At 73.8% G+C, this 23335-nt stretch carries 19 protein-coding genes; 15 read left to right on the forward strand and 4 right to left on the reverse strand.

What is annotated here, in order from left to right; translation table 11 throughout:
* Positions 1-230: 230 nt before the first annotated feature.
* The 3 genes from ACF061_RS03850 to ACF061_RS03860 all read right to left on the reverse strand — a co-directional run bounded on the left by ACF061_RS03850 (position 231) and on the right by ACF061_RS03860 (position 2998).
* Complete coding sequence (locus tag ACF061_RS03850; RefSeq protein ID WP_392265168.1) at positions 231-509, reverse strand: hypothetical protein; 279 nt, start codon at positions 507-509, stop codon at positions 231-233.
* 113 nt (positions 510-622) lie between these two features.
* Positions 623-2770, reverse strand: a complete 2148-nt coding sequence (gene malQ, locus ACF061_RS03855; protein ID WP_392265169.1) for a 4-alpha-glucanotransferase — start codon at positions 2768-2770, stop codon at positions 623-625.
* Positions 2771-2998, reverse strand: coding sequence for a hypothetical protein (locus tag ACF061_RS03860; protein ID WP_392265389.1), 228 nt, complete (start codon positions 2996-2998; stop codon positions 2771-2773).
* Between the two features lie 369 nt (positions 2999-3367).
* Between ACF061_RS03860 and ACF061_RS03865 the strand changes: the two genes are divergently transcribed.
* The 4 genes from ACF061_RS03865 (at position 3368) to ACF061_RS03880 (ending at position 7355) form a co-directional block, all read left to right on the forward strand.
* Positions 3368-3910 carry a PadR family transcriptional regulator gene (locus ACF061_RS03865; RefSeq protein ID WP_392265170.1) on the forward strand — a complete coding sequence of 181 codons (543 nt, stop codon included), beginning with the start codon at positions 3368-3370 and terminating at the stop codon, positions 3908-3910.
* A complete protein-coding gene (locus ACF061_RS03870) occupies positions 3907-4596 on the forward strand; it encodes an ABC transporter ATP-binding protein (protein ID WP_392265171.1) in 690 nt (229 codons plus the stop codon). Before ACF061_RS03865 ends, ACF061_RS03870 begins: the two co-directional genes overlap by 4 nt.
* On the forward strand, positions 4593-5963 hold the full coding sequence (locus ACF061_RS03875; RefSeq protein WP_392265172.1) for an FtsX-like permease family protein: 1371 nt from the start codon (positions 4593-4595) through the stop codon (positions 5961-5963). The genes ACF061_RS03870 and ACF061_RS03875 overlap by 4 nt, the downstream gene beginning before the upstream one ends.
* A 120-nt stretch (positions 5964-6083) precedes the next feature.
* Positions 6084-7355, forward strand: a complete 1272-nt coding sequence (locus ACF061_RS03880; protein ID WP_392265173.1) for a hypothetical protein — start codon at positions 6084-6086, stop codon at positions 7353-7355.
* Positions 7356-7545: 190 nt separating this feature from the next.
* On the opposite strand, the gene ACF061_RS03885 is transcribed toward ACF061_RS03880, so the two are convergent.
* Positions 7546-8082, reverse strand: coding sequence for an HNH endonuclease (locus tag ACF061_RS03885; RefSeq protein WP_392265174.1), 537 nt, complete (start codon positions 8080-8082; stop codon positions 7546-7548).
* Positions 8083-8441: 359 nt separating this feature from the next.
* Here ACF061_RS03885 and ACF061_RS03890 point away from each other — a divergent pair, with 359 nt between their 5' ends.
* From ACF061_RS03890 to ACF061_RS03940, 11 genes are all read left to right on the forward strand, one after another.
* Positions 8442-9545, forward strand: a complete 1104-nt coding sequence (locus ACF061_RS03890) for a mechanosensitive ion channel family protein (RefSeq protein WP_392265175.1) — start codon at positions 8442-8444, stop codon at positions 9543-9545.
* A gap of 188 nt (positions 9546-9733) precedes the next feature.
* Positions 9734-10945 (forward strand): ROK family protein, encoded by a 1212-nt coding sequence (locus tag ACF061_RS03895; protein WP_392265176.1) that lies wholly within the window; start codon positions 9734-9736, stop codon positions 10943-10945.
* A 57-nt stretch (positions 10946-11002) separates the two neighbouring features.
* The gene (locus ACF061_RS03900) at positions 11003-12349 is read left to right on the forward strand and encodes an ABC transporter substrate-binding protein (RefSeq protein ID WP_392265177.1); all 1347 of its coding nucleotides are present in this window, start codon (positions 11003-11005) and stop codon (positions 12347-12349) included.
* Positions 12350-12356: 7 nt separating this feature from the next.
* Positions 12357-13298, forward strand: a complete 942-nt coding sequence (locus tag ACF061_RS03905; RefSeq protein WP_392265178.1) for a carbohydrate ABC transporter permease — start codon at positions 12357-12359, stop codon at positions 13296-13298.
* A 2-nt stretch (positions 13299-13300) separates the two neighbouring features.
* Positions 13301-14194, forward strand: a complete 894-nt coding sequence (locus ACF061_RS03910) for a carbohydrate ABC transporter permease (RefSeq protein WP_392265179.1) — start codon at positions 13301-13303, stop codon at positions 14192-14194.
* A gap of 2 nt (positions 14195-14196) precedes the next feature.
* Entirely contained in the window at positions 14197-15513 is a 1317-nt protein-coding gene (locus ACF061_RS03915) for a 6-phospho-beta-glucosidase (RefSeq protein ID WP_392265180.1), read from the forward strand.
* The gene (locus ACF061_RS03920) at positions 15504-16475 is read left to right on the forward strand and encodes an N-acetylglucosamine kinase (protein WP_392265181.1); all 972 of its coding nucleotides are present in this window, start codon (positions 15504-15506) and stop codon (positions 16473-16475) included. The genes ACF061_RS03915 and ACF061_RS03920 overlap by 10 nt, the downstream gene beginning before the upstream one ends.
* A 421-nt stretch (positions 16476-16896) precedes the next feature.
* On the forward strand, positions 16897-18348 hold the full coding sequence (locus ACF061_RS03925; RefSeq protein ID WP_392265182.1) for a hypothetical protein: 1452 nt from the start codon (positions 16897-16899) through the stop codon (positions 18346-18348).
* Positions 18349-18383: 35 nt separating this feature from the next.
* Positions 18384-19409 carry a glutamate ABC transporter substrate-binding protein gene (locus ACF061_RS03930; protein WP_392265183.1) on the forward strand — a complete coding sequence of 342 codons (1026 nt, stop codon included), beginning with the start codon at positions 18384-18386 and terminating at the stop codon, positions 19407-19409.
* Positions 19410-19484: 75 nt separating this feature from the next.
* Positions 19485-20783 carry a hypothetical protein gene (locus ACF061_RS03935; RefSeq protein ID WP_392265184.1) on the forward strand — a complete coding sequence of 433 codons (1299 nt, stop codon included), beginning with the start codon at positions 19485-19487 and terminating at the stop codon, positions 20781-20783.
* Entirely contained in the window at positions 20780-23335 is a 2556-nt protein-coding gene (locus tag ACF061_RS03940) for a tetratricopeptide repeat protein (protein ID WP_392265185.1), read from the forward strand. Before ACF061_RS03935 ends, ACF061_RS03940 begins: the two co-directional genes overlap by 4 nt.

A 23335-nucleotide genomic window follows, 5' to 3' on the forward strand; every position in this document is an offset into this window, starting at 1 on the left:
GAAACTTTCCGATGATTCCTTTCAGGCCAGCTGAACGGTCGGCCGGGCACGCACACGCCCCCGGTACGCACACGTCCCCGGAACGCGCCGAGGGCGCCCACCTCACCGCTCGCGTACGGCGTGCGTACGCGGACGGGGTGGGCGCCCTCGGTGTGGGCGTGCTGTGGTGGGCCGCCGCGGAACTCAGCTCGGGTGCGGAGCCACGGCAGAAGAACTGCGTCCGGCCGGGGTCAGGCCTTGGCCTCGGCCTTGGGCTTGACGCTCACGTTCCGGCTGGTGTCCTGCGGCTTGCGGGACTTGTCCAGGACCATGACCAGGCCCGCGATGACCAGGAACAGCACGATCGGGATACCGACGAAGTAACCCAGCGTCTGGATGACGCTCAGGCCCGGACCGGGGTCGTCACCGTCGTCGCGGGTCACCGCGAGCGCGGGGGACGACATGAGCAGCATCATCAGCGTCGTACCGGCCGCCAGGGTGCCGGCGCGCAGGGCGTTCTTCTTGTCCACGATGCAAAACTAGCGAACGTGCGAACGGACCGCGCGTCCGGGGTGCCGTAAGGGACCCGTCCCGCACGTCACTCCCCCGCCGTCGCTCACCCCCCGTTCGGCGGTCCCCGCCGTCACTCCCCGCCCGGCGCCGCGTCGCCGTCGCCCTCCTCGCGCCGTTCCCGTTCCGGCACCCCGGTCCGCAGGACGTCCGTCAGCGCCCGCAGCCGCCGGGAGGCGGCGAGGTCCTCCAGGGTCAGCGGGCGGCCCTGGGCGTCGGAGAGGGGCAGGCGCCAGTTCGGGTACTCGTACCAGGTGCCGGGGAGGTTCTGCGGGCGGCGGTCGCCGACCGTGTCCGGCAGCCAGAGGCCGACCATGCGGGCGGGGGTGCGCAGCAGGAAGCGGTGGACGGCCTGGATCCCGTCCTCCTCCGTGGCGGCGTTCCCGCCGTCGCCCGCGCCCCGCAGCAGGCCCAGTTCCGTCAGCAGCGCCAGCCACTCGCGGGTGTCCTCGGCGGCCTCGGCGCGTTCCTCCTCCAGCGGGCGGGTGAGCAGCCCCAGGCGGTGGCGCAGCTCGACGTGTTCGCCGCTCAGCCGGGCCGCGGTGGGCGGCAGGTCGTGGGTGGTGGCGGTGGCCAGGCAGTCGGCGCGCCAGCGTTCCGGGGGCAGGGGGCGGCCGTCGCCGTCCCAGTCGCGTTCGAACCACAGCACCGAGGTGCCGAACACCCCGCGCCGGTCCAGGGTCTCGCGCACCCCGGACTCGACGGTGCCGAGGTCCTCGCCGATCACCACCGAGCCGGCCCGTGAGGCCTCCAGCACCAGGGTGGCGAGCATGGCCTCGGCGTCGTAGCGGACGTACGTGCCCTGCGTGGGCGGGCGGTCCCGCGGCACCCACCACAGCCGGAACAGGCCCATGACGTGGTCGATGCGCAGGGCGCCCGCGTGGCTCAGCAGCGCCCGCAGCAGGTGGCGGAAGGGGGCGTAGCCGGAGGCGGCCAGGCGGTCGGGGCGCCACGGGGGCAGGCCCCAGTCCTGGCCGCGCGCGTTGAAGGCGTCGGGCGGGGCGCCGACCGACATCCCGGCCGCGAAGTGGTCCTGCTGCGCCCAGGCGTCGGCGCCGCCGGGATGGACGCCGACGGCGAGGTCGTGCACGATCCCGACCGGCATGCCGGCCTCGCGGGCGGTGCGCTGGGCGGCGGTGAGCTGCTCGTCGGTGAGCCAGGCCAGGCGGGAGTGGAAGGCGACGCGGTCCCTCAGTTCGTCCCGGGCGCGGGCGGTCTCGGCGGAGCGCGGGTCCCGCAGCCCCGCGGGCCACCGGTTCCAGTCCGGACCGTGCACCTCGGCCAGGGCGTACCAGGTGGCGTGGTCCACCAGGGGCTGTCCCCCGCGGGCGAGGAAGTCGGCGTGGGCGGCGGCGCGGCCGGGGCCGAGCGGGACGCGGCACACCAGCTCCAGCGCCTCCCGCTTCAGTTCCCACACCGCGTCCCGGTCGATCAGCGCGCCCTCCTCGAGCACGGCGGCGCGCAGCCGCGCGGCCCGTTCCAGCAGGACCTGGACCCGCTCGCGGTCCTCGGGCCGGTCGATGTACGCGAACTCGTGGACGTCCTCGACGCGCAGGTGCACGGGGTCGGGGAAGCGGCGGGAGGAGGGCCGGTAGGGAGAGGGGTCGGTGGGCGCCCCGGGCACCGCCGCGTGCAACGGGTTGACCTGCACGAACCCGGCGCCCAGCACCCGCCCGGCCCAGGCGCTCAGGTCGGCGAGGTCGCCGAGGTCCCCCATGCCCCAGGAGCGGTGCGTGAGGAGGGAGTAGAGCTGGACGAGCAGCCCGTAGGAGCGCCGCGGCGGTGCGGGGAGCCGGGGCGGGGCGACGATCAGGTGCGCCCGGTCGGTGCGGCCGTCGGGGGCGGTGGCGGTCAGCCGGTGGACGCCGGGCGGGAGGCGGTCGGCGTCGGAGAGGGTCCCGCCCTGCTCGGTCTCGATCCGCAGCCGGGTGCCGGGCGGCAGAGCGGCGAGCGCGGCGGGGGGCCCGGCGTCGCTCCAGCCGGCCACCGTGGGCGGCAGCAGCCGCCGCGCCAGTTCCCGTTCGCGGGCCTCGAGTGCGGCGCGGGTGGCCTCAGGGGTGCTCGCGTCGACGTCCAGGGCCGCCAGGACGGCGACGATGGCGTCGGCGGAGGCGGCCACCGTACGGCCCGGCGCGGGGTCGTAGGAGGTGGCGACGCCGTGCAGCCCGGCGAGCCGGGACAGTTCCTCGCCCGGGGGCTCGGCCGGCCGTGGCGCTGTCATCTACAGTCCCGGGCCGCAGGGGTCCGCATCGGGGGTGGACTCGCTGGTGAGGGGCGCGGCCTCGGCGAGCGGCGGTTCGCTGGTGAGCGGTTCGGCGTCGGGCAGCGGCGGCTCACTGGTCAGCGGGGTCTCGGCGTAGGCGCCCTCCGCGCCGAAGACGTCCAGGTGAGGGTGGGGTTCGGCGGGCGGCCAGTGCTCCGCGGCCGGCTCCGCCGCGGGTTTGGGCAGGGCCGTGTCCGACGGGCCGGCGCCGCAGGTACCGGCACCGCGTGCGTCGGTGGGGGTGGCGCCCGCGTCGGACAGCGGCGTGTCGGCGAGGGCCGTGTCGGTCAGGGCCGAGAGGAGGAGGTGTGCGGGTGCGGCCACGGGGGCCTCCTTGTCGAGTACGGCGTCCAGTGGGGTCACCGCAGCCCTACCCAGTGCGCGCGACGGCAGACGCACCAATGCGAACTACGTGCTCCTGGTCACATTCCCCACCGCACCCACCGGGACAAACCCGACACGGCGGCCGCTTTCGCCGCCGCCCGCCGCGAGGCCGAACGGACACCGGCCACGCGGCTATTCACTCAGTACATATACGCGGTACATACTGAGTCCATGAGCACCCGCCACATCCTGCTGGGCCTGCTCGCCGGAGGGCCCAGCCACGGGTACGACCTCAAGCGACGCCACGACGACCACTTCCCGCAGGCCCGCCCGCTGGCCTACGGGCAGGTCTACACGACCCTGCAACGGCTGGTCCGGGACGGTCTCGCCGAAGTCGCCGGCACCGACGCCGACGGCGGCCCGGAGCGGACGCTGTACCGGCTCACGGCCGACGGCTCCCGGGACGTGACCGACTGGGCCGGGCAGGTCACGCCGCCCGCGCCGTTCGTGACGAACGAGATCTTCGCCAAGGTGGTCGTCGCGATCCTGACCGGCGGCGACCCCGCCGCCCACCTGCTCGCGCAGCGGGCCGCCCACATGGAGCGGATGCGGGAGCTGACGGCGCTCAAGACCGCGCCGGAGGCCGGCCTGGGCTCCGTGCTCGCGGCGGACTACGCCCTCCACCACCTCGACGCCGACCTGCGCTGGATGACCACCACGCAGGCCCGGCTCACCACTCTGACCGCTCTGACCGCGGAGGTCGACCGAGCATGAGCAACCATCCGGCGCCCCTTGTAGTGGCACGGGACCTCGTCAAGACCCATGGCAGGACCCCGGCGCTGCGCGGGGCGAGCCTGGAGCTGGGCGCGGGCGAGATCGTCGCCGTGACCGGCCCGAGCGGCAGCGGGAAGTCCACGCTGCTGCACTGCCTGGCGGGCATCGTCCGGCCGGACGGGGGCTCGGTGACGTACGGCGGGGAGCGCCTGGACACGCTGCCGGAGCACCGGCTGAGCGAGCTGCGCCGCACCGAGTTCGGGGTGGTGTTCCAGTTCGGCCAGCTCATCCCCGAACTGACGGCCCTGGACAACGTGGCGCTGCCGCTGATGCTGGCCGGGACCGCGCGCCGGGCGGCCCAGGAGCGGGCGGCCGACTGGCTGGAGCGGTTCGGCGTGCCGGAGCTGGGCGGGCTGCGGCCCGGGGAGCTGAGCGGCGGCCAGGCGCAGCGGGTGGCGCTGGCCCGGGCACTGGTGACCGGCCCGAGGGCGGTCTTCGCGGACGAGCCGACGGGGGCGCTGGACTCGCTGGCGGGCGAGCAGGTGATGACGGCGCTGGTGCGCACCGCCCGCGAGACGGGCGCCGCGGCGCTGGTGGTCACGCACGACGCCCAGGTGGCGGCGTACGCCGACCGCGAGGTGCGGCTGCGCGACGGCGTCCCGGCCGGACTGGGGGTGGCCGCGTGAGGACCGATCTGCGGCTGGCGTGGCTGCTGGTGCGGGGCTCCGACCGGCAGGAGTGGTGGCGGATCGCGCTCACGGCGGCCGGGGCGGCGGGCGCGGCGGCGCTCGGCCTCGCGGCGGCCGTGCTGGCCTCGGTGCGCGGGCACTACTCCTTCTCATTCGGCAGCGGGCTGTTCGACAACCCCGGTGAGCGCTCCGGGGCGATCCTCACGCTGCTGCTCCTACTGGTCCCGGTGCTCGGCTTCCTCGGCCAGTGCACGCGCATCGGCGCGGTGCACCGCGACCGGCGGGCGGCTGCGCTGCGGCTGGCGGGCGCGGAACCGGCGCGGGTGCGGCGGATCACCGCGCTGGAGACCGGCCTGGCCTGTCTGCTGGGCTCGCTGCTCGCCACCGCCGTGTCGGTGCCGCTCCTGCTGACCCTCTGGTCGGCGCCGACCGCCCTGACCTGGGCCGGGTTGGCACTGGTCGCGGTGGGCGTGCCGGTGCTGGGCACGGCGGCCGCGGTGCTGGCGCTGCGCCGGGTGGTGGCCTCGCCGCTCGGCCGGCTGCGCCGCGGCGTGCCCCGGTCGGGGCGGGGGCCGGGACTGCTGTTCCTGGCCGGGCTGCTGCTCGTGGTCGTCGCCGGGCCGCTGGCGGTGGCCAGTACGTTCTCGGGCACGCCCGGCCCGCACGACGTCAGCCCGGCGCTCACCGTGTTCGGGGCGGTGTCGGCGGTCGGCGCCGGCGCGGTCTGGCTCACGGGCGCCCTGGCGGGGCTGACCGGCCGGCTGCTCGCGGCCCGGACCGACTCCCCCGCGGTGCTGATCGCGGCCGAGCGGCTGCGGGACGACCCGTGGGCGGCGGCCCGCACCCATGCCGCGGTGCTGCTGGTCACGGTCGTCGGCACCGGTTTCGTCGGCGTACGTCAGGTGCTGCTCGCCGACCTCGCCGAGTCGCGCCGGACGGGCGGCCTGGCCGCGGACCTCTCCTTCTACACCACCGGCCTGGACCTGACGGCCGCGGCCATCGGTCTCGGCCTCGTGATCGTCCTGGTGGCGCTCGGCGTCGGCGCTGCCGAGTCCCTCGCCACCCGGCGCCGGGCACTGGTCGCGCAGACCGCCGCCGGGGTGCCGCGTCGGGTGCTGGGCCGGGCACTGCTGCTGGAGACGGCCCTGCCGCTGGCCCCGGCCGTCCTCGTCGCGGGCCTCGGAGGCATGGCGATCGGTGTCGGGTACGCGTCGATCGCGGCCGGCGGATCCGTCGTCCGGGCGGCGTCTTACGCGGCCCTGCTGGTGCCGGCCGGTGTGTACGCCGCCTGTCTGCTGGCCGCGGCGGCCGGTCTGCCGCTGCTGCGCCGCTCGGTGCGCCCCGGAGAGCTGCGGTACGCGTAGCCGAACGAGGCGAAAGACCCACCGCCCGTGGGCACGCGGGTACGCGGGGGCAACGGCGGTTGCCCCCGGCACGCCCTTTCGTCCCTGGAACCCGTGCCCCGGCGCGCCTAGCGTTGCCCCATGCGCACCCATGAGAACTCCGGGCGGACCCCCGGCACGCCGCCCGTGTCCTCCGTACGGAGCAACCGCGGCCCGCACGCCCTGGCGGCACTGCAGAGCACGGCGGGCAACGCGGCCGTGTCCCGGATGATCACGGTCTCCCGGATGATGAACGAGGACGAGTTCAAGCAGAGCACCTCGACGACCCTGGGAAAGCGCGACCGGTCCGAGATCGTCAAGGTGGACAGGGCGCTCGCCGCGTTCTACGCCCTGCCGGACGGTGCCGGACCCGCCGCCCGGCACCTGGCCCTCAAGCACATCATCAGGGCGTGCCGCGACTACACGGCCCGCAAGGGCGAGGGTGCCCGTGTCGCCGGCACCCGGGAGCTCGACCGACAGGCCGGGGAGGCGCGCGAACAGCTGGATTCCGAGCAGGTCTTCCGGGGCCTGCTGGACGAGATCGACGGCGTCATGAGGGAGGGGGGGAACCCGGACCTCGACAACCGCGCGCTGGGCGGCGAGGCCCAGGACGCCTCCCGCGCCATCCCCGCGGACCGGTTCCACACGATGATGGGCGAGTTCGTGCGGAAACTGGGCGCCCTTCGCGACGACCCGGCGCTTCCGCAGGAGACCAACGACGTCATCGGCGAGCTGATGGCCGTGGTGCCCCTGGTGACGGTCATGCAGTACCCGCGGGGCGGCATGCCGGGCATGAAGCTCGGCCAGGACGCCGGGACGTACACGTTCAACGTCGACACGCAGGCCAGGGGCGGCACCTCCTTCCTGCTGGGGCACGTCGCCCACGAGCTGACCCACGTGGCGGCCCACCAGGCTTTCGGCAGCAGCCCGGTGATGGAGCTGGTGCGGTCCGGGGCGAGCGACGAGGAGGTCGCGGCGCTGGCGACGGAGCGCAGGCAGACGCTCGACGGGCTGAGGGCGGCGATGGACGGCACGGCCGCGTTCGACGATTTCCAGCGCGGGCTGCTGGCGGAGAAGCTGGTCTACGGCGCCCAGCCGAAGAAGCTGGAGAAATACGCGCTGGGCTTCGCCGCGGCCGGCAAGATCACCGAGGAGCAGAAGGTGCGCCTGCTCGCCTGGGACGCGGCGGCCGGAAACGCCTCCGGCACCCTGGTCGAGTACGACACCGTGCTCAACCAGATGCTGATCTACATGCACATGTGGGGGATACCGCAGAACGAGCCCTTCTACGTGCAGCTGCGGGCGGCGGCCGCGGCGGCCTTCGACCGCCGCAGCCAGGCCCGCGCCTCCGTGGCCGCCGAGGCCGCGGCGTAGCGGCCGGTACGGCCGCGCCGTAGCGGCCGGGGATGAACCGCGTGCCTCGGCCGCCGCGCGGGCGAGCGCCGGCCGAACCGGCCGGCGGGGCCCGCGCCGCTCCTCGGGCGGGCGGGCGGCCGGGCCGGCCGCCCCTGTCGCACACACGTGCGGGAGAGGCGTCCGGACGGAAACGCGAAGGCCCGGATCGTCAGGCTGATATGCCGTCGATCCGGGCCAGGGCGTCGTCCGCGCCGTAGGGCTGCAGGTAGGGCAGCCAGCGCGGGTCCCTATGGCCGGTGCCGATGATGCGCCAGGCCAGGCCGGTGGGCGGGGCCGGTTTGTGGCGCAGCCGCCAGCCCAGTTCCACGAGGTGGCGGTCGGCCTTCACATGGTTGCAGCGGCGGCAGGAGGCCACCACGTTGTCCCAGACGTGCTGGCCGCCGCGGGAGCGCGGGATGACGTGGTCGACGCTGGTGGCGATGGAGCCGCAGTACATGCACCGGCCGCCGTCGCGGGCGAACAGCGCCCTGCGGGTGAGGGGAACGGGCCCCCGGTAGGGGACCCGCACGAAACGCTTGAGCCGGACCACGCTGGGGGCGGGCACGGTGACGGTCGCGCTGTGCAGATGGGCGCCGGACTCCTCGAGGCAGACTGCCTTGTTCTCGAGCACGAGGACGAGCGCGCGGCGGAGCGGTACGACGCCGAGGGGCTCGTACGACGCGTTGAGGACCAGGACATGCGGCACGGGGGCCTCCTTGTACGCCGGCGGCGCGTGGCTCGCGCCGGGACGATCTGCAGTCAGTCTCCCCTCATGCCTGGTGAACGCGCCACCATGTCCCGGTAACGGGCTGGGAGTGTTTTCGACCACACCTGATTCATCCCCCGGACCACCGCCTCTTCACACGGCCTGTTCAGAGGCGGGTGCGCGCGCCGCCGGCCCCGTCTCCCGCGGACTTCACCGCAATCCCCACACCGTGCCCCGTTAGTGTGGTGGTTCTGCCCGACCGGTGACCTGTCCGTGACCCGGACGACATCGACCACCCCGTACTGACCGCCGCGTATGACCGCTGCGCCGGAGGGCGGACGCACCTGGAGGTACCTGCCGTGTCCCTGCCCGCCGTCCTGTCGGCCGCCGGAGCGTCGCCGTCGCCGTCCCCCTCGCAGTCTCCGGGCGTGTCCGTCCCCACGTTCCAGGACGCCCAGCAGAGCGCGAACCAGGCGGCGAGCTGGGTCGAGGAGAACTGGTCGACCTGGCTGGCGATCGGCCTGCGGGTCGTGCTGATCCTGGTGATAGCGGCCGTGCTGAGAGTGGTGGTCCGGCGGGCGATCACCAAGCTCATCGACCGGATGAACCGCACCGCCCACGGCGGCAACAGCAGTTCGGCGCTGGGCGGCCTGCTGGTCAACGCCGAGCGGCGCCGGCAGCGCTCCGCGGCGATCGGGTCGGTGCTGCGCTCGGTGGCGAGCTTCCTGATCCTGGGCACGGCCGCGCTGATGGTGCTGTCCACCTTCCAGATCAACCTGGCCCCGCTGCTGGCCTCGGCGGGTGTGGCGGGTGTGGCGGTCGGCTTCGGCGCCCGCAACCTGGTGACGGACTTCCTCTCCGGCGTCTTCATGATCCTGGAGGACCAGTACGGCGTCGGCGACGTGATCGACGCGGGCGTGGCCTCCGGCGAGGTGATCGAGGTCGGCCTGCGGGTGACCAAGCTGCGCGGTGACAACGGCGAGATCTGGTACGTCCGCAACGGCGAGGTCAAGCGGATCGGCAACCTCTCCCAGGGCTGGGCGACGGCCGGTGTCGACGTGACCGTCCGGGCGAGCGAGGACCTGGACAAGCTCAAGGCCACCCTCACCGAGGTCGCCGAGAAGATGAGCAAGGAAGAGCCCTGGAACGAGTTCCTGTGGAGCCCGATCGAGGTGCTGGGCCTGGACAGCGTGCTGATCGACTCGATGGTGGCCCGGGTCTCGGCCAAGACCATGCCGGGCAAGGCGACGGCGGTCGAGCGGGAGCTGCGCTGGCGCATCAAGCGCGCCTTCGACGCGGCCGACATCCGCATCGTGGGCGGCGCCACCGCCCCGCTGGAGGAGGATTCGGCCCCGGACCCGATGGCGGCGGTCGCGGCCCCGTCCGTCTACTCCAACCCGGCCTCCCCCCAGGCGGAGGCCGCCACCCCGATCGCCCCGCCGCAGCGGGCGGCGGGCAAATAGGGGCACGGCCGGCCCACCGGTCCGGCGCCCCCCGGCCATCCCCGCGGCTCCGCCGCCATCCCCGCGGGCGACGACTGCGTCGCCCGCGGGGTTTCGCGTCTTGACGCCTCCTCGCTCCCCGGTCTAGGTTCCTGCCACTCGAACAGGAAACTTTCCTAACAATGACGTTCAGGGCAGGTGCGAGACGCATGGCAGGAACCGCCGGCACGCCGGGTACTCCCCGGGTGCTGCGTGCCATGAACGACCGGGCCGCCCTCGATCTGCTGCTGGAGCACGGGCCGCTGTCGCGGACCCGGATCGGCAAGCTCACCGGGCTGTCCAAGCCGACCGCCTCCCAGCTCCTGGCCCGTCTGGAGGATGCCGGGCTGGTCCTCGCCACCGGGACCAGCGAGGGCCGGCCGGGCCCGAACGCGCAGCTGTACGCGGTCAACCCGGCCGCCGCGTACGCCGCCGGGCTGGACGTCACCCCGCAGCGCATCCGCGCCGCCGTGGCCGACGTCACCGGCCGCACGGTCGGCGAGTACGAGCTGCCCACCCCGCTCCGCCGCCCCGCGCGGCCCGTCGCGCGGCAGGTCGCCGACGCGCTCGACGGCGCGGTGGAGGCGGCCGGGCTGACCCGGGCCGACGTGCACCGCCTGGTCATCGGCACCCCCGGCGCCTTCGACCCCAACACCGGCCGGCTGCGCTACGCCTCCCACCTGCCCGGCTGGCACTCCCCCGCGCTCCTCGACGAGCTGGCCGCCGCGCTGCCGATGCCGGTGGAGTACGAGAACGACGTCAACCTCGCCGCCGTGGCCGAGCAGCGTCTCGGCGCGGCCCGCGGTCACCGGGACTTCGTGCTGCTGTGGAACCAGGAGGGCCTCGGCGCCGCCCTGGTGCTCGGCGGCCGGCTGCACCGCGGCTGGACCGGCGGCGCCGGCGAGGTCGGCTTCCTGCCGGTGCCCGGCGCCCCGCTGGTCCGCCAGGTGACCCGGGCCAACAGCGGCGGCTACCAGGAGCTGGCCGGCTCCCAGGCGATCCCGCGGCTCGCCCGCGAGCTGGGTATCGGGGACGTGCCCACGGGCCCGTACGCCGAGGTGGCCGCCGAGCTCGTGGCGGGCGCCGCCGACCACGCCACCGGCCCGCACCACGAGCTGCTGACGACGTACGCGACCCGGCTCGCCACCGGTCTCGCCTCCCTGGTGTCCGTCCTCGACCCCGAACTCGTCGTCCTCAGCGGCGCATCGCTGACCGCCGGCGGCGAGGTGCTGCGCGCCCTCGTCCAGGCCGAGCTGGAGGAACTGGCAGCCTCCCGCCCGCGTCTGGTGGTCGGTGAGGTCCGGCGCCACCCCGTACTGCGCGGCGCGCTGGAGAGCGCGCTCGCGGCCACCCGCGACGAGGTCTTCGACACCTCCCGCTGACTTTTTCCGCATCCCCGTCCACCCAGCCCGCCCCGCCCGCCCCAGGGAGATCCAGCCATGCCCGAAGTGTCCCGGAAGTCACGCAGAGCGGCCCTCGCTCTCGCCGCCTCCGCCTCCATGGCGCTGCTCGCCACCGCCTGCACCGGCCAGTCGAACTCCGGCGCGACCGACGACGCCTCCAAGGAGACGACGATCAACTTCTGGCACGCCTGGAGCGCGCCGAACGAGGTGAACGCCGTCAAGGCGCTGATCGCCGGCTTCCAGAAGGCGCACCCCAACATCCACGTCAACGACGTCGGCAACATGACCGACGACAAGATGAACCAGGCGCTGCGCACCGGCGGCGACAAGGCGCCGGACGTGATCTCCTCCTTCACCACCAACAACGTGGGCAAGTTCTGCTCCTCGGGCGCGCTGGTCGATCTGAACCCGTTCTTCGAGAAGGCGCACGTCGATCCGGAGCGGACGTTCCCGAAGGCGATGAACGAGTACACCCAGTTCGACGGCAAGCGCTGCACGGCGCCGCTGCTGGGCGACGCGTACGGGCTGTACTACAACAAGACCGCGTTCGCGAAGGCCGGCATCAAGAACCCGCCCAAGACCTGGTCCGAACTGGAGGCCGACGCCAAGAAGCTGACGATCCCCGACGGGAACGGCTTCAAGCAGCTCGGTTTCATGCCGAACTACCACGGCTGGGAGACCACCGCCGAGCACTACCTCGCGCAGTTCTCACCGAAGTACTTCGACGCGAGCGGCAAGTCGAACCTCGCCAAGGACCCCGCCTTCCAGAAGGGCTTCACCCTCCAGAAGAAGCTGGTCGACGACCTCGGCGGCTTCCAGAAGCTGGAGAGGTTCCGCGCCACCCTCGGCGACGAGTGGGGCCCCAAGCACCCCTTCCACACCGGCCAGGTCGCCATGCAGCTCGACGGCGAGTGGCGCCTGGGCATGGCGGCGGACGCCAAGCCCGGCTTCGAGATCGGCGTCGCCCCGCTGCCCGTCCCGGACGACCAGGCGGACCAGTACGGCAAGGGCTACATCACCGGCACCATCACCGGCATCGCCGCCACCAGCCGCAAGCAGAACGCCGCCTGGGAGTTCGTCAAGTACATCACCACGGACACCGACGCCGTGGTCGGCTTCGCCAACGACATCCACAACGTGCCGTCCACCCTGGCCGCGCTGAAGTCCCCGAAGCTGAAGTACGACCCGCGCTTCAAGACGTTCCTGGACATCGCGGCCGACCCCGAGTCGACCACCACGCCCGCCTCGGTCAACGGCGGCCAGTACCTGGTGTCGATGCAGCAGTTCGGCTACGACTACGAGAGCGGCAAGGAGAAGGATCTCGGGGCCGGTCTGCGGAAGACCGCCGCGCAGATCGACACGGACATCGCGCAGGCGAAGTAGGCGCACGATGAGCACCGTCACCCTGGCGTCCAAACGCCGCCGTTCGGCGTTGAGGACACTCGCCTTCATGTCGCCCTGGCTGATCGGCTTCGCGGTCTTCTTCGCGTATCCGCTGATCTCCACCGTCTACTTCTCGTTCATGCACTACGACGGCTTCAACGCGCCGACGTGGAGCGGCGCGAAGAACTGGACGTACGTCTTCGAGAACTACCCGCTGTTCTGGCCGGCGCTGCGCAACACCCTGTGGCTGGTGCTGGTCATGGTCACCCTGCGGGTGGTCTTCGGGCTGGGCGTGGGCCTGCTGATCACCAAGGTCAAGACCGGCACCGGCGTCTTCCGCACCCTGTTCTACCTGCCCTACCTCGCCCCGCCCGTCGCGGCGACGATGGCGTTCGCCTTCCTCCTCAACCCGGGCACCGGGCCGGTCAACTCCATGCTGGAGAAGACCGGGATCCCGGCGCCCGGCTGGTTCAACGACCCCACCTGGTCCAAGCCCGCCCTGACCCTGCTCGCCCTGTGGGGCGTCGGCGACCTGATGGTCATCTTCATGGCCGCGCTGCTGGACGTGCCCACCGAGCAGTACGAGGCGGCGGAGCTGGACGGCGCCTCGGCCTGGCAGCGCTTCCGGTACGTCACGCTGCCGAACATCTCGCCGATCGTGATGTTCGCGGTGGTCACCGGGGTGATCCAGACGATGCAGTACTACACGCAGCCGCTGATCGCCGGGAAGGTCGCCTCGGGCGTGATCCAGGGCGCCGGCACCCAGTTCGAGCCCGGCTACCCCGACAAGTCCACCCTCACCCTCCCCCAGCTCGTGTACAACCTCGGCTTCCAGCGCTTCGACTACGGCTCGGCCTGCGTGGTGGCGCTGGTGCTGTTCGCCCTGTCGATGGTGTTCACCGCGTTCCTGATGCGGCGCCGCGGCGGTCTCATCCAGGCAGGTGACTGACGATGACCCAAGTGCTCGACAAACCGGTCGGGCTGGCGGCGCCCCTCCCGCCGGCCGGGCGCACGGCCCGCCGACGGGCCGTCCTGGAGTGGATCGCGGTCCACGCGCTCGCCGTGGCGGCCGCCCTCTTCTTCGTCCTGCCCTTCGTGTTCCTCCTGCTGACCTCGCTGATGAGCGACAGCCAGGCGCTCAGCCGCGACCTGATCCCGCACACCTGGGAGTGGGGCAACTACAAGCGGGTCTTCGACACCCCGGGCTTCCTCACCTGGTGGCGGAACACCCTGGTCTACGCCGGCCTCGGCACCGTGCTGACGGTGGCGTCCTCCGTCCCGGTGGCGTACGCGCTGGCCAAGTTCCGCTTCCGGGGCCGCAACCTGTCGCTCATGCTGGTGATCTCGATGATGATGCTGCCCCCGCAGGTGGTCGTCATCCCGATGTACCTGTTCTGGGCCAAGCAGCTGGACCTGTCCGGCACGCTGTGGCCGCTGATCGTCCCGATGGCGTTCGGCGACGCGTTCTCCATCTTCCTGCTGCGGCAGTTCCTGACGACGATCCCGAACGAGTACCTGGACGCGGCCCGGGTGGACGGCTGCGGCGAACTGCGCACGCTGGTGCGGGTCGTGCTGCCGATGGCGAAGCCGGGCATCGCGGCCGTCGCCCTGTTCCAGTTCTTCTACGCCTGGAACGACTACTTCGGCCCGCAGATCTACGCCTCGGAGAATCCGGGCGCCTGGACCCTGTCCTACGGACTGGAGTCGTTCAAGGGAGCCCACCACACCGACTGGAACCTCACCATGGCCGCCACCGTGCTGGTCATGGCCCCCGTGATCCTCGTGTTCTTCTTCGCCCAGAAGGCGTTCGTCGAGGGCGTCACGCTCACCGGAGTAAAGGGATAAGCATGAAAATCACCGTGGTCGGCGGCGGCTCGACCTACACCCCCGAACTCGTCGACGGCTTCGCACGTCTGAGGGACACCCTCCCCGTGACCGAACTGGTGCTGGTCGACCCGGCGGCGGACCGGCTGGAGCTGGTGGGCGGCCTCGCCCGGCGCATCTTCGCCAAGCAGGGCCACCCCGGCCGGATCGTCACCACCTCCGACCTGGACGCGGGCGTGGAGGGCGCCGACGCGGTGCTGCTCCAGCTGCGCGTCGGCGGCCAGGCGGCCCGGCAGCAGGACGAGACCTGGCCGCTGGAGTGCGGTTGCGTCGGCCAGGAGACGACCGGCGCGGGCGGCCTGGCCAAGGCGCTGCGCACGGTCCCGGTGGTCCTGGACATCGCCGAACGGGTGCGCCGCACCAACCCGGACGCCTGGATCATCGACTTCACCAACCCCGTCGGCATCGTCACCCGCGCCCTGCTGCAGGCCGGCCACCGCGCCGTCGGCCTGTGCAACGTGGCGATCGGCTTCCAGCGCAAGTTCGCCGGGATGCTGGGCGTCGCGCCGCACGACGTCCACCTGGACCACGTGGGCCTGAACCACCTCACCTGGGAGACCGGGGTGCGCCTGGGCGGCCCGGAGGGCGAGGACGTCCTGCCCCGGCTGCTGGCGGAGCACGGCGCCACGATCGCCGGGGACCTGCACCTGCCCCGCCCGCTGCTGGACCGCCTCGGCGTGGTCCCCTCGTACTACCTGCGCTACTACTACGCGCACGACGAGGTCGTCGGGGAACTGCGCACCAGGCCGTCCCGGGCCGCCGAGGTCGCCGCCATGGAGCGCGAGCTGCTGGAGATGTACGGGGACCCCGCGCTGGAGGAGAAGCCGGCCCTGCTGGCCAAGCGCGGCGGCGCCTACTACTCCGAGGCCGCGGTCGACCTGGCGGCGGCACTGCTCGGGGACCGCGACGGCGGCCCCGCGGGGCCCTCGGCGGGCGGTGGCGGACGAGGGGCGGGCGGCAGCCCGTACCAGGTGGTGAACACCTACAACCGGGGCACGCTGCCCTTCCTGCCGGACGACGCGGTGATCGAGGTCCAGGCCGCGGTGGGCCGCAAGGGCGCGACGCCGCTGCCCGTGGCTCCCCTGGACCCGCTGTACGCGGGCCTGGTGGCCAACGTGACGGCGTACGAGGACCTGGCCCTCCAGGCGGCGCTGCACGGCGGCCGGGAGCGGGTCTTCCGCGCGCTGCTCGCCCATCCCCTGATCGGCCAGTACGCGTACGCCGAGACCCTCACCGACCAGCTGATCGCACACAACCGGGAGCACCTCGCGTGGGCCTGACCGCAGACGTCCTCGCCATCGACGCGGGCAACAGCAAGACCGACGTCGCGGTCGTGGCGGCGGACGGAACCGTCCTGGCCACCGCCCGCGGCGGGGGCTTCCAGCCGCCGGTCGTGGGCGTCGGGGCGGCGGTGGACGTGCTGGCGGAGGCGGTCGGCCGGGCCTACTCGGCGGCCGGGGTCACCTCCGTCGCCCATGTGTCGGCCTGCCTGGCCAACGCCGACCTCCCGGTGGAGGAGGAGCAGTTGGCGGCGGCCCTGCACGCGCGCGCGTGGGGCACGACGGCCGAGGTCCGCAACGACACGTTCGCGATCCTGCGGGCCGGGGTGGCCGAACCGCGCGGGGTGGCGGTGGTCTGCGGGGCCGGCATCAACTGCGTGGGCATGCGCCCGGACGGCCGCACCGCCCGGTTCCCGGCGATAGGCCGGATCTCCGGCGACTGGGGCGGCGGCTGGGGCCTGGCGTCGGAGGCCCTGTGGTACGCGGCCCGCGCCGAGGACGGCCGCGGCGAGGCCACCGCGCTCGCCCGCACCCTGCCCGCCCACTTCGGCCTGGGTTCCATGTACGCGCTCATCGAGGCGCTGCACCTGGAGCACGTCGAGCCCGACCGCCGCCACGAGCTGACGCCGGTGCTGTTCCGCACGGCGGCCGACGGCGACCCGATCGCCCGTTCGCTCGTGGACCGGCTGGCCGAGGAGGTGGTGGCCATGGCGTCGGTCGCCCTGGGCCGGCTGGACCTGCTGGGCGACCCGGTCCCGGTCGTCCTGGGCGGCAGCGTCCTGGCGGCCCGCCACCCCCTGCTGGACGACGGCATCCGCCGGCTGCTGTCCGAGCGGGCCCCGAAGGCGGTGCCCCGGGTGGTGACGGCCCGTCCGGTGCTCGGCGCGGTCCTGCTGGGCCTGGACCACACGGGGGCCCCGGCAGAGGTCCAGGAGCGGGTGCGGGCGTACTTCGAGGGATGAGCGCACCGGCCCCGGTCGTCCGACCGGGGCCGGTCCCACCCGGAGGACCGGAACGGACCGGCCGAGGAACCGGAACGGACCGGCCGGACCATCGGGGCCGGGGCCGACGCTCCCGGAGGGGCCGGTACGGACCGCCCGGGGGCCGGCCGGTCCGTACCGGTCGTCCGGAACCGCGCCCGGGAACAGCTGTGCGCACGTTCGTCCGCCGGGGTCGGCGGCGGATCCGTGCGCGGGTGGAACCGAACCGATTCCCAGGGCGTGTTCATGGGCAGGGGGTGGTGCGGCACACGGCATCGCGCACACCACCGGGCGGCGCACGGCGGCCTCGCCGCGATCCGGATCAAGATCGCGTGAAGCCGGTGCGGACGCCGGTGCCGGCAGGGATACTTGCGGCGACGGATGACCACGGGGGAGGTCAGCAGTGACACACTCGCCGAACGGCAGCGCGGCGCCACCGAGCGGCGCCCCGCCCATGAGGCCGGCCGTGCCGCCGCAGCCCGGTCCCCCGGCCGCCGCGCCCCCGGCCGTCCCGGCGCCGGCGCCCCCGCGCCGCACCGCGTTCGCCGAGGGCGTCGACCGGCTGCGCGCCGCCGCCGTCACCGAACCCGGCCGGCTCCGTGCCATCGGCGCCGTGCTCGCCCTGCTGGTCATCGCGTTCGGCGCCGTCACCGCCTGGCAGACCACCGGCCGGGCGGGCGCCGCCGACGACGTCCTGCACCGCAGCCAGCCCCTCAGCTCCGACGCCGCCGACATCTACCGCTCCCTGGCCGACGCCAACACCATGGCGACCAGCGGCTACCTGGCCGGGCTCCAGGAGACGAGGGCCACCCGCGAGCGCTACGAGTCCGACGTGCGCACCGCCGCCGCCAAACTCGTCACCGCCGCCGCCAACTCCGCCCCGAACTCGCCCTCCGCGGCCACCATCACCAAGCTCAACGAACTGCTGCCGCGCTACAAGGGCCTGGTCGAGTCCGCCCGTGCCAACAACCGCCAGGGCTTCCCCGTCGGCGGCGCCTATCTGCGGACCGCCAACACCACCATGCAGAACCAGATGCTCCCGGCGGCCGAGGACCTGTACCAGAAGGAGAACCAGCGGCTGCGCTCCGACTACGCGGACGCGACCCCCTACCCCTGGGCGGCCATCGCCCTCGGCGTCCTCGCCCTGGCCGCCCTGCTCCTGGCCCAGCACCGCGACTACCGGCACACGAACCGGGTGCTGAACCACGGCCTGGTCGCCGCCGCCGCCGCGACCACCGTCGTCCTGCTGTGGCTGGTGGTCGGCCACAGCCTCGCCCGCTCGGGCCTCGACGGCTCCTACGACCACGGCGTGCGCTCGCTGAACGTGCTGCACGACGCCCGGATCGCCTCCCTGAAGGCCCGCAGCGACGAGAACCTGACCCTGGTCAGCCGCGGCGCGGAGACGAAAACGCTGCCGGACGGCACGGTCATGGACGCCTACGACTGGGCGTACGACCAGGAGATCGGCGCGCTGGGCAAGAAGCTCGCCGCGGCCGACGCGCTCGCCGACGACTCGGCGGGGCGGGGTCCGGTGCGGGTCGCGGACCAGTCGATGAAGGTCTGGCGGACCCGGCACGCGCTGGCCCGGCAGGCCAACGACTCCGGCGACTACCAGAAGGCCCGCGACCAGGTCATCGGCACCACCGCCAAGGGCGAGTCGACCGGTGAGTGCTTCGACAGCGTCGACGCCTCGCTGGCCACGGCGCTCACCCATGAAACCGGCGAGTTCAGGCGGGCCGCCCAGGACGGACGCAGCGCCATGGCCGGCCTGCCCGCCGGTTCCGCGGCACTCGCCGCCCTCGGCGCGGCGGGCGCCCTGCTGGGCGTCGGACGCAGGCTGTCGGAGTACCGGTGAGAGAGGGCGGGACAGGGGTGGAAGGAGGCGTGCGGATGCGGGTACGACGACTGCGGGCCGGTCTGCGGGGCTGGGGCGGCGTGGGCGCGATGGCGGCCGTCTGCGCCCTGGCGCTGGCGTTCGTCCTGCTGCTGCCGCGCACCCAGTCGCACGGCGGCGGCGCCGCCGGCCCGGGCGGTCCGGGCGGCCCGCGCACGACGCAGGGCCTTCAGGCCCGGGCCGGCGACTGCACGGACGGCGACGCCCAGAACCGCAGCCTGTCCCCGTCCGCCGCCGAGGGCCCCGCCGTCAACGCCATCAGGCAGCGCGGCTACCTCTCGGTCGGCGTCGACCAGAACAGCTACCGCTGGGGCTACCGCAACCCGAACAACTCCTCCGGCGCGCTGGAGGGCTTCGACATCGACCTCGCGCACCGCATCGCCAAGGACATCCTCGGCGACGGCGACAAGGTCCAGTTCCGGGCCATCCCCACCAACGAGCGCGTCCCCGCGATCAGGAGCGGCCGGGTCGACATGGTGGTGCGCACCATGACCATCACCTGCGACCGGCTGAAGCAGGTGGCGTTCTCCGCCCCGTACTTCCTGACCGGCCAGCAGGTCCTCGCCCCGCGCACGTCGACGATCACCGGCTACGACAAGTCGCTGGCGGACAAGAAGGTCTGCTCGGCGACCGGTTCCACGGCCTACGACCACCTGTCCGCCGACAGCAGGAGCGGCACGCTGCCCGCCTCCACCGACATCACCACCACCGTCCCCAACCAGCTCGACTGCCTGGTGCGGCTGCAACTGGGCGACGTGGACGCGGTGGTGACCGACGGCGCCCTCGCCGCCAGCCAGGCCGCGCAGGACCCCGCGGTGCAGCTGAAGGGCGGCACCTTCACCACGGAGTACTACGGCGTGGCGATGAAGCTGGGCGCCGACGACCTGGTGCGTCAGGTCAACCGAATACTGGAGAACTACCGCGGGGACGGGGGCTGGAAGGCGTCGTACGACAGGTGGCTGTCCCCCACGCTGGGTAAGGACTCCCAGTCGGCGACCCCGCCGGCACCGGCCTACCGTTGACCCGGCCCCACCGCGGGAGACGGACCCCGGCCGGCGTACGACCGACGGAACACGAAGAGCAGCGAGAGGTGATCGATGGGCGGCACGGACCCCGCCGGGCCGGTGCTCGACCGGGACGAGGTGGACCGTGCGCTGGCGCGGCTCGGAGCGGAGCACGAGGCGATCGAGACCTCGCTCCTCGCCCTTCAGGACCACGCGGGCCGCAGACTCCTCGAAGGCGCCGAGCTGACCGGCGTCACCCGGGAGCGCTGGGCGTCGACGGAGGCGTCGATAACGCTGCTGTGGACGTACTTCGACGCGTACACGGGCGCGCTGCGCGCCGCCCGTGAGATCCGCGCCCGCCGCCGCTGGTCCAGCCGCGAGGACCTGGCGGAACTGACCGAGCTGCTGCGCGGCGAGTCCGTCACCGTCTCCGGCGCGGGCGCGGGCCGGCTCAGCGAGCGCTTCTCGCTGGCCGCGCTGGTGGACCGGATGAACGAACTGTACGCGGCCGGCCTGGACATGGTGGTCGCCGCCGACGCGGTGTGGTCGGCGCTGCCCGCCCGGATCGACCTGCTCGCCGCCGAGCTCCAGCGCACCCGCCGGCTCGCGCACTCGGTCGGTGTCCGACCCGGCGAGCACCCGGCCGGCGACGACCTGGAGCGCATCACGCGCACGCTGTCCCGGCTGCGCGAGGAGGTGGTCTCCGACCCGCTCGCCCACTGGGTGCCGGCGCAGGGCAGTTCGGCGCCCGGCGGCGGCCGGCCGGACACCACCGTGTACGACCGTGCGGCGCGGGCGCTGGAGGAGGTGCGCCGGGAGATCGACGCGGTGCTCGGGGTGCGGCAGGACGCCGAGCAGCGGCTGATCAAGCTGCGCGACCTGCTCTCCCGCGCGGACCGCACGCTCGCCGAGGCGCGCACCGCGCGCGGCGAGGTGCTGGCGAAGATCGCCGCCACGGAGGTCCCGGTGGTCAGCGGACCGCCGACCGCGTTGCAGGAGCAGCTCGCGGCCGCCGCCGAGTACCGCAGGCAGGCCCAGTGGCACCGCCTGTCGCCGCTGCTGGAGTCCCTGGAGCAGAAGGCGGAGGACGAACTGCTGCGGGCGCGGGAGTCGTTGACGGCGGTCACCGCGCCGCTGGCGGTCCGTGCCGAACTGCGCGGCCGGCTGGACGCGTACAAGGCGAAGATCGCCCGGCACGGCCTCGCGGAGGACCCTCTGCTGGTCGAACGGTACGACGCGGCGCGCCGCATGCTGTGGAGCGCGCCCTGCGACCTGCGGGTGGCCGAGCAGGCCGTGCTGCGCTACCAGCAGGCGGCGGCCGAGCTGCTCGGCGGCGCGCGGGTGCCGCGGCAGGGCGGCCCCCAGGACGGCGACGGCGGGGGGATGTCATGAGTCAGGCGGGGCAGAACTGCCAGCGGCCGGACTGCGAGGGGAGGTACGAGGACGTCGGCGGCGGTGAGCTGTACTGCGACACCTGCGGTCTCGCCCCGGTCGTGTCGTCGACCGGCATGGTCGCCTCGCCGCCCACCGGGATCACCGGCGGCGGCAGCCGTTCGCGGGGGTCGGCGGGCAGCGCCGGTTCGGCCGCCGGCGGGCGCGGCGGCCGCGGTTCGGGTACGTCGTCGCAGTCGTCGAAGTCGCGCCGCTCGGTGTCGGGGCGGCTCTCGCGCTCCCTGTCGGGCAGGCCGACCAGCCGTTCGGTGTCGGTGCGCAGCTCCGGCTCCTCGGCCGGCTCCTCGGCGCGCGGCCGGCTGGGCGCCGGGCTGGTGCGGGTGCCGCAGGTGCCGCGGCCCGACCCGCACTCGATGGTGCTGGACAACCCGGAGGTGCCCGAGCGCAAGCGGTTCTGCTCGCGCTCGGACTGCGGGGCGCCGGTCGGCCGGGCCCGCGGCGAGCGGCCGGGGCGCACCGAGGGCTTCTGCACCAAGTGCGGCCACCCGTACTCGTTCGTGCCCAAGCTGCGGTCCGGGGACATCGTGCACGGGCAGTACGAGGTCGTGGGCTGCCTCGCGCACGGCGGGCTGGGCTGGGTCTACCTGGCCGTGGACCGGGCGGTCTCCGACCGGTGGGTGGTGCTCAAGGGCCTGCTGGACACCGGCGACCAGGACGCGATGGCGGCGGCGATCTCCGAACGGCGGTTCCTCGCGGAGATCGAGCACGCCAACATCGTGCGGATCTACAACTTCGTGGAGCACCTCGACCAGCGCACCGGCTCCCTCGACGGCTACATCGTGATGGAGTACGTCGGCGGCAAGTCGCTGAAGGAGATCGCCAACTCCCGCCGCACGCCGGACGGCCGACGCGATCCGCTGCCGGTGGAGCAGGCGTGCGCGTACGGCATCGAGGCGCTGGAGGCGCTCGGCCACCTGCACAGCCGCAACCTGCTGTACTGCGACTTCAAGGTCGACAACGCGATCCAGACCGAGGACCAGCTCAAGCTGATCGACATGGGCGCGGTGCGCCGGATGGACGACGAGGAGTCGGCCATCTACGGCACCGTCGGCTACCAGGCGCCGGAGGTCGCGGAGGTCGGCCCGTCGGTCGCCAGCGACCTGTACACGGTGGGCCGTACGCTCGCCGTCCTCACCTTCGACTTCCAGGGCTACACGACCGCCTTCGCGGACTCCCTGCCCGACCCGGACACCGTCGAGGTCTTCCGGCGGTACGAGTCCTTCTACCGCCTGCTGGTGCGTGCCACCGACCCGGACCCGGCCCGCCGGTTCGCCTCCGCGCAGGAGATGGCCGAGCAGTTGACCGGGGTGCTCCGGGAGGTCGTCTCCCTCCAGACGGGGCAGGCCCGGCCCGCCCTGTCGACCCTGTTCGGCCCCGAGACGAGGGTCACGGACACGGAGTTGTTCCCGGCGCCGACGGGGGAGGTGTCCCGGCTCGGGGCCCGTGCGGGGCGCACCCGTAGCGCCCGGGCGGCGTCCGGGCCGCCGCCGCTCCCGCCGGGCCACGCGCCCGCGGGCGCGCCGGGCGCCGGCGCGCCCGTGCCCGTGCCCGTGCCCGTCGAGCCGGTGGACGTGCCGGCGGCGGCCCTCGCCCTGCCCGTCCCGCACGTCGATCCCGCCGATCCCGACGCGGGCTTCCTCGCCGGGCTGCTGGCGTCGGCGCCGGGCGAGCTGATCAACGCCCTGGCCGCCGCGCCCGCCCAGTCGATCGAGACCCGGTTGCGCCAGGTCCGCGCCCGGCTGGAGACCGGCGAGCCGGGCACCGCCCTGAAGACGCTGCGAGCGCTGGAGGAGCGGCATCCCGACGACTGGCGGGTCGTCTGGTACCGGGGCGTGGTCTCCCTGGTCACCGCCGAGCACGAGGAGGCGGCGCTCGCCTTCGACGCGCTCTACGACGCCTTCCCCGGCGAGATCGCGCCCAAGCTGGCGCTGGGGCTGTGCGCGGAGGTCCTCGGCCAGCTCGACAACGCCGCCGAGTACTACCGCCTGGTGTGGAAGACCGACCCGAGCTACGTCAGCGCCGCGTTCGGCCTGGCCAGGGTCCGGCTGGCCACCGGGGACCGGCGGGGGGCCGTACGGAGTCTGGAGTCGGTTCCGGAGTCCTCCATCCACTACACGGCGGCGCGGGTGGCCGCCGTGCGGGCACGGCTGCGGCACCGTACGGCGCTCGCCTCCGACACGCCGTTCCTGGAGGACCTGACGGCCGCCGCCGGACAGGTGGAGGCGCTGCGTGCGTACGGTCTGGACCCGGCGCGGCGCGAGCTGTTGTCGGCGGAAGTCCTCGGCTGCGCGCTGGACTGGATACTCTCCGGGGGACGGGCCGCGCAGGCGGCCCCCCGGCGGGCGCTGCTCGGCAGCGACCTGGACGAGCGGGGACTCCGCTTCGGACTGGAGCGTTCGTACCGCACGCTGGCCCGGCTGGCGCCCGGCGGCAAGGAGAGGATCGACCTGGTGGAACGTGCCAATCGTTACCGCCCCCGGACGTGGGTGTAG

Source organism: Streptomyces sp. NPDC015220 (genome assembly GCF_043079345.1).
Lineage (GTDB): Bacteria > Actinomycetota > Actinomycetes > Streptomycetales > Streptomycetaceae > Streptomyces.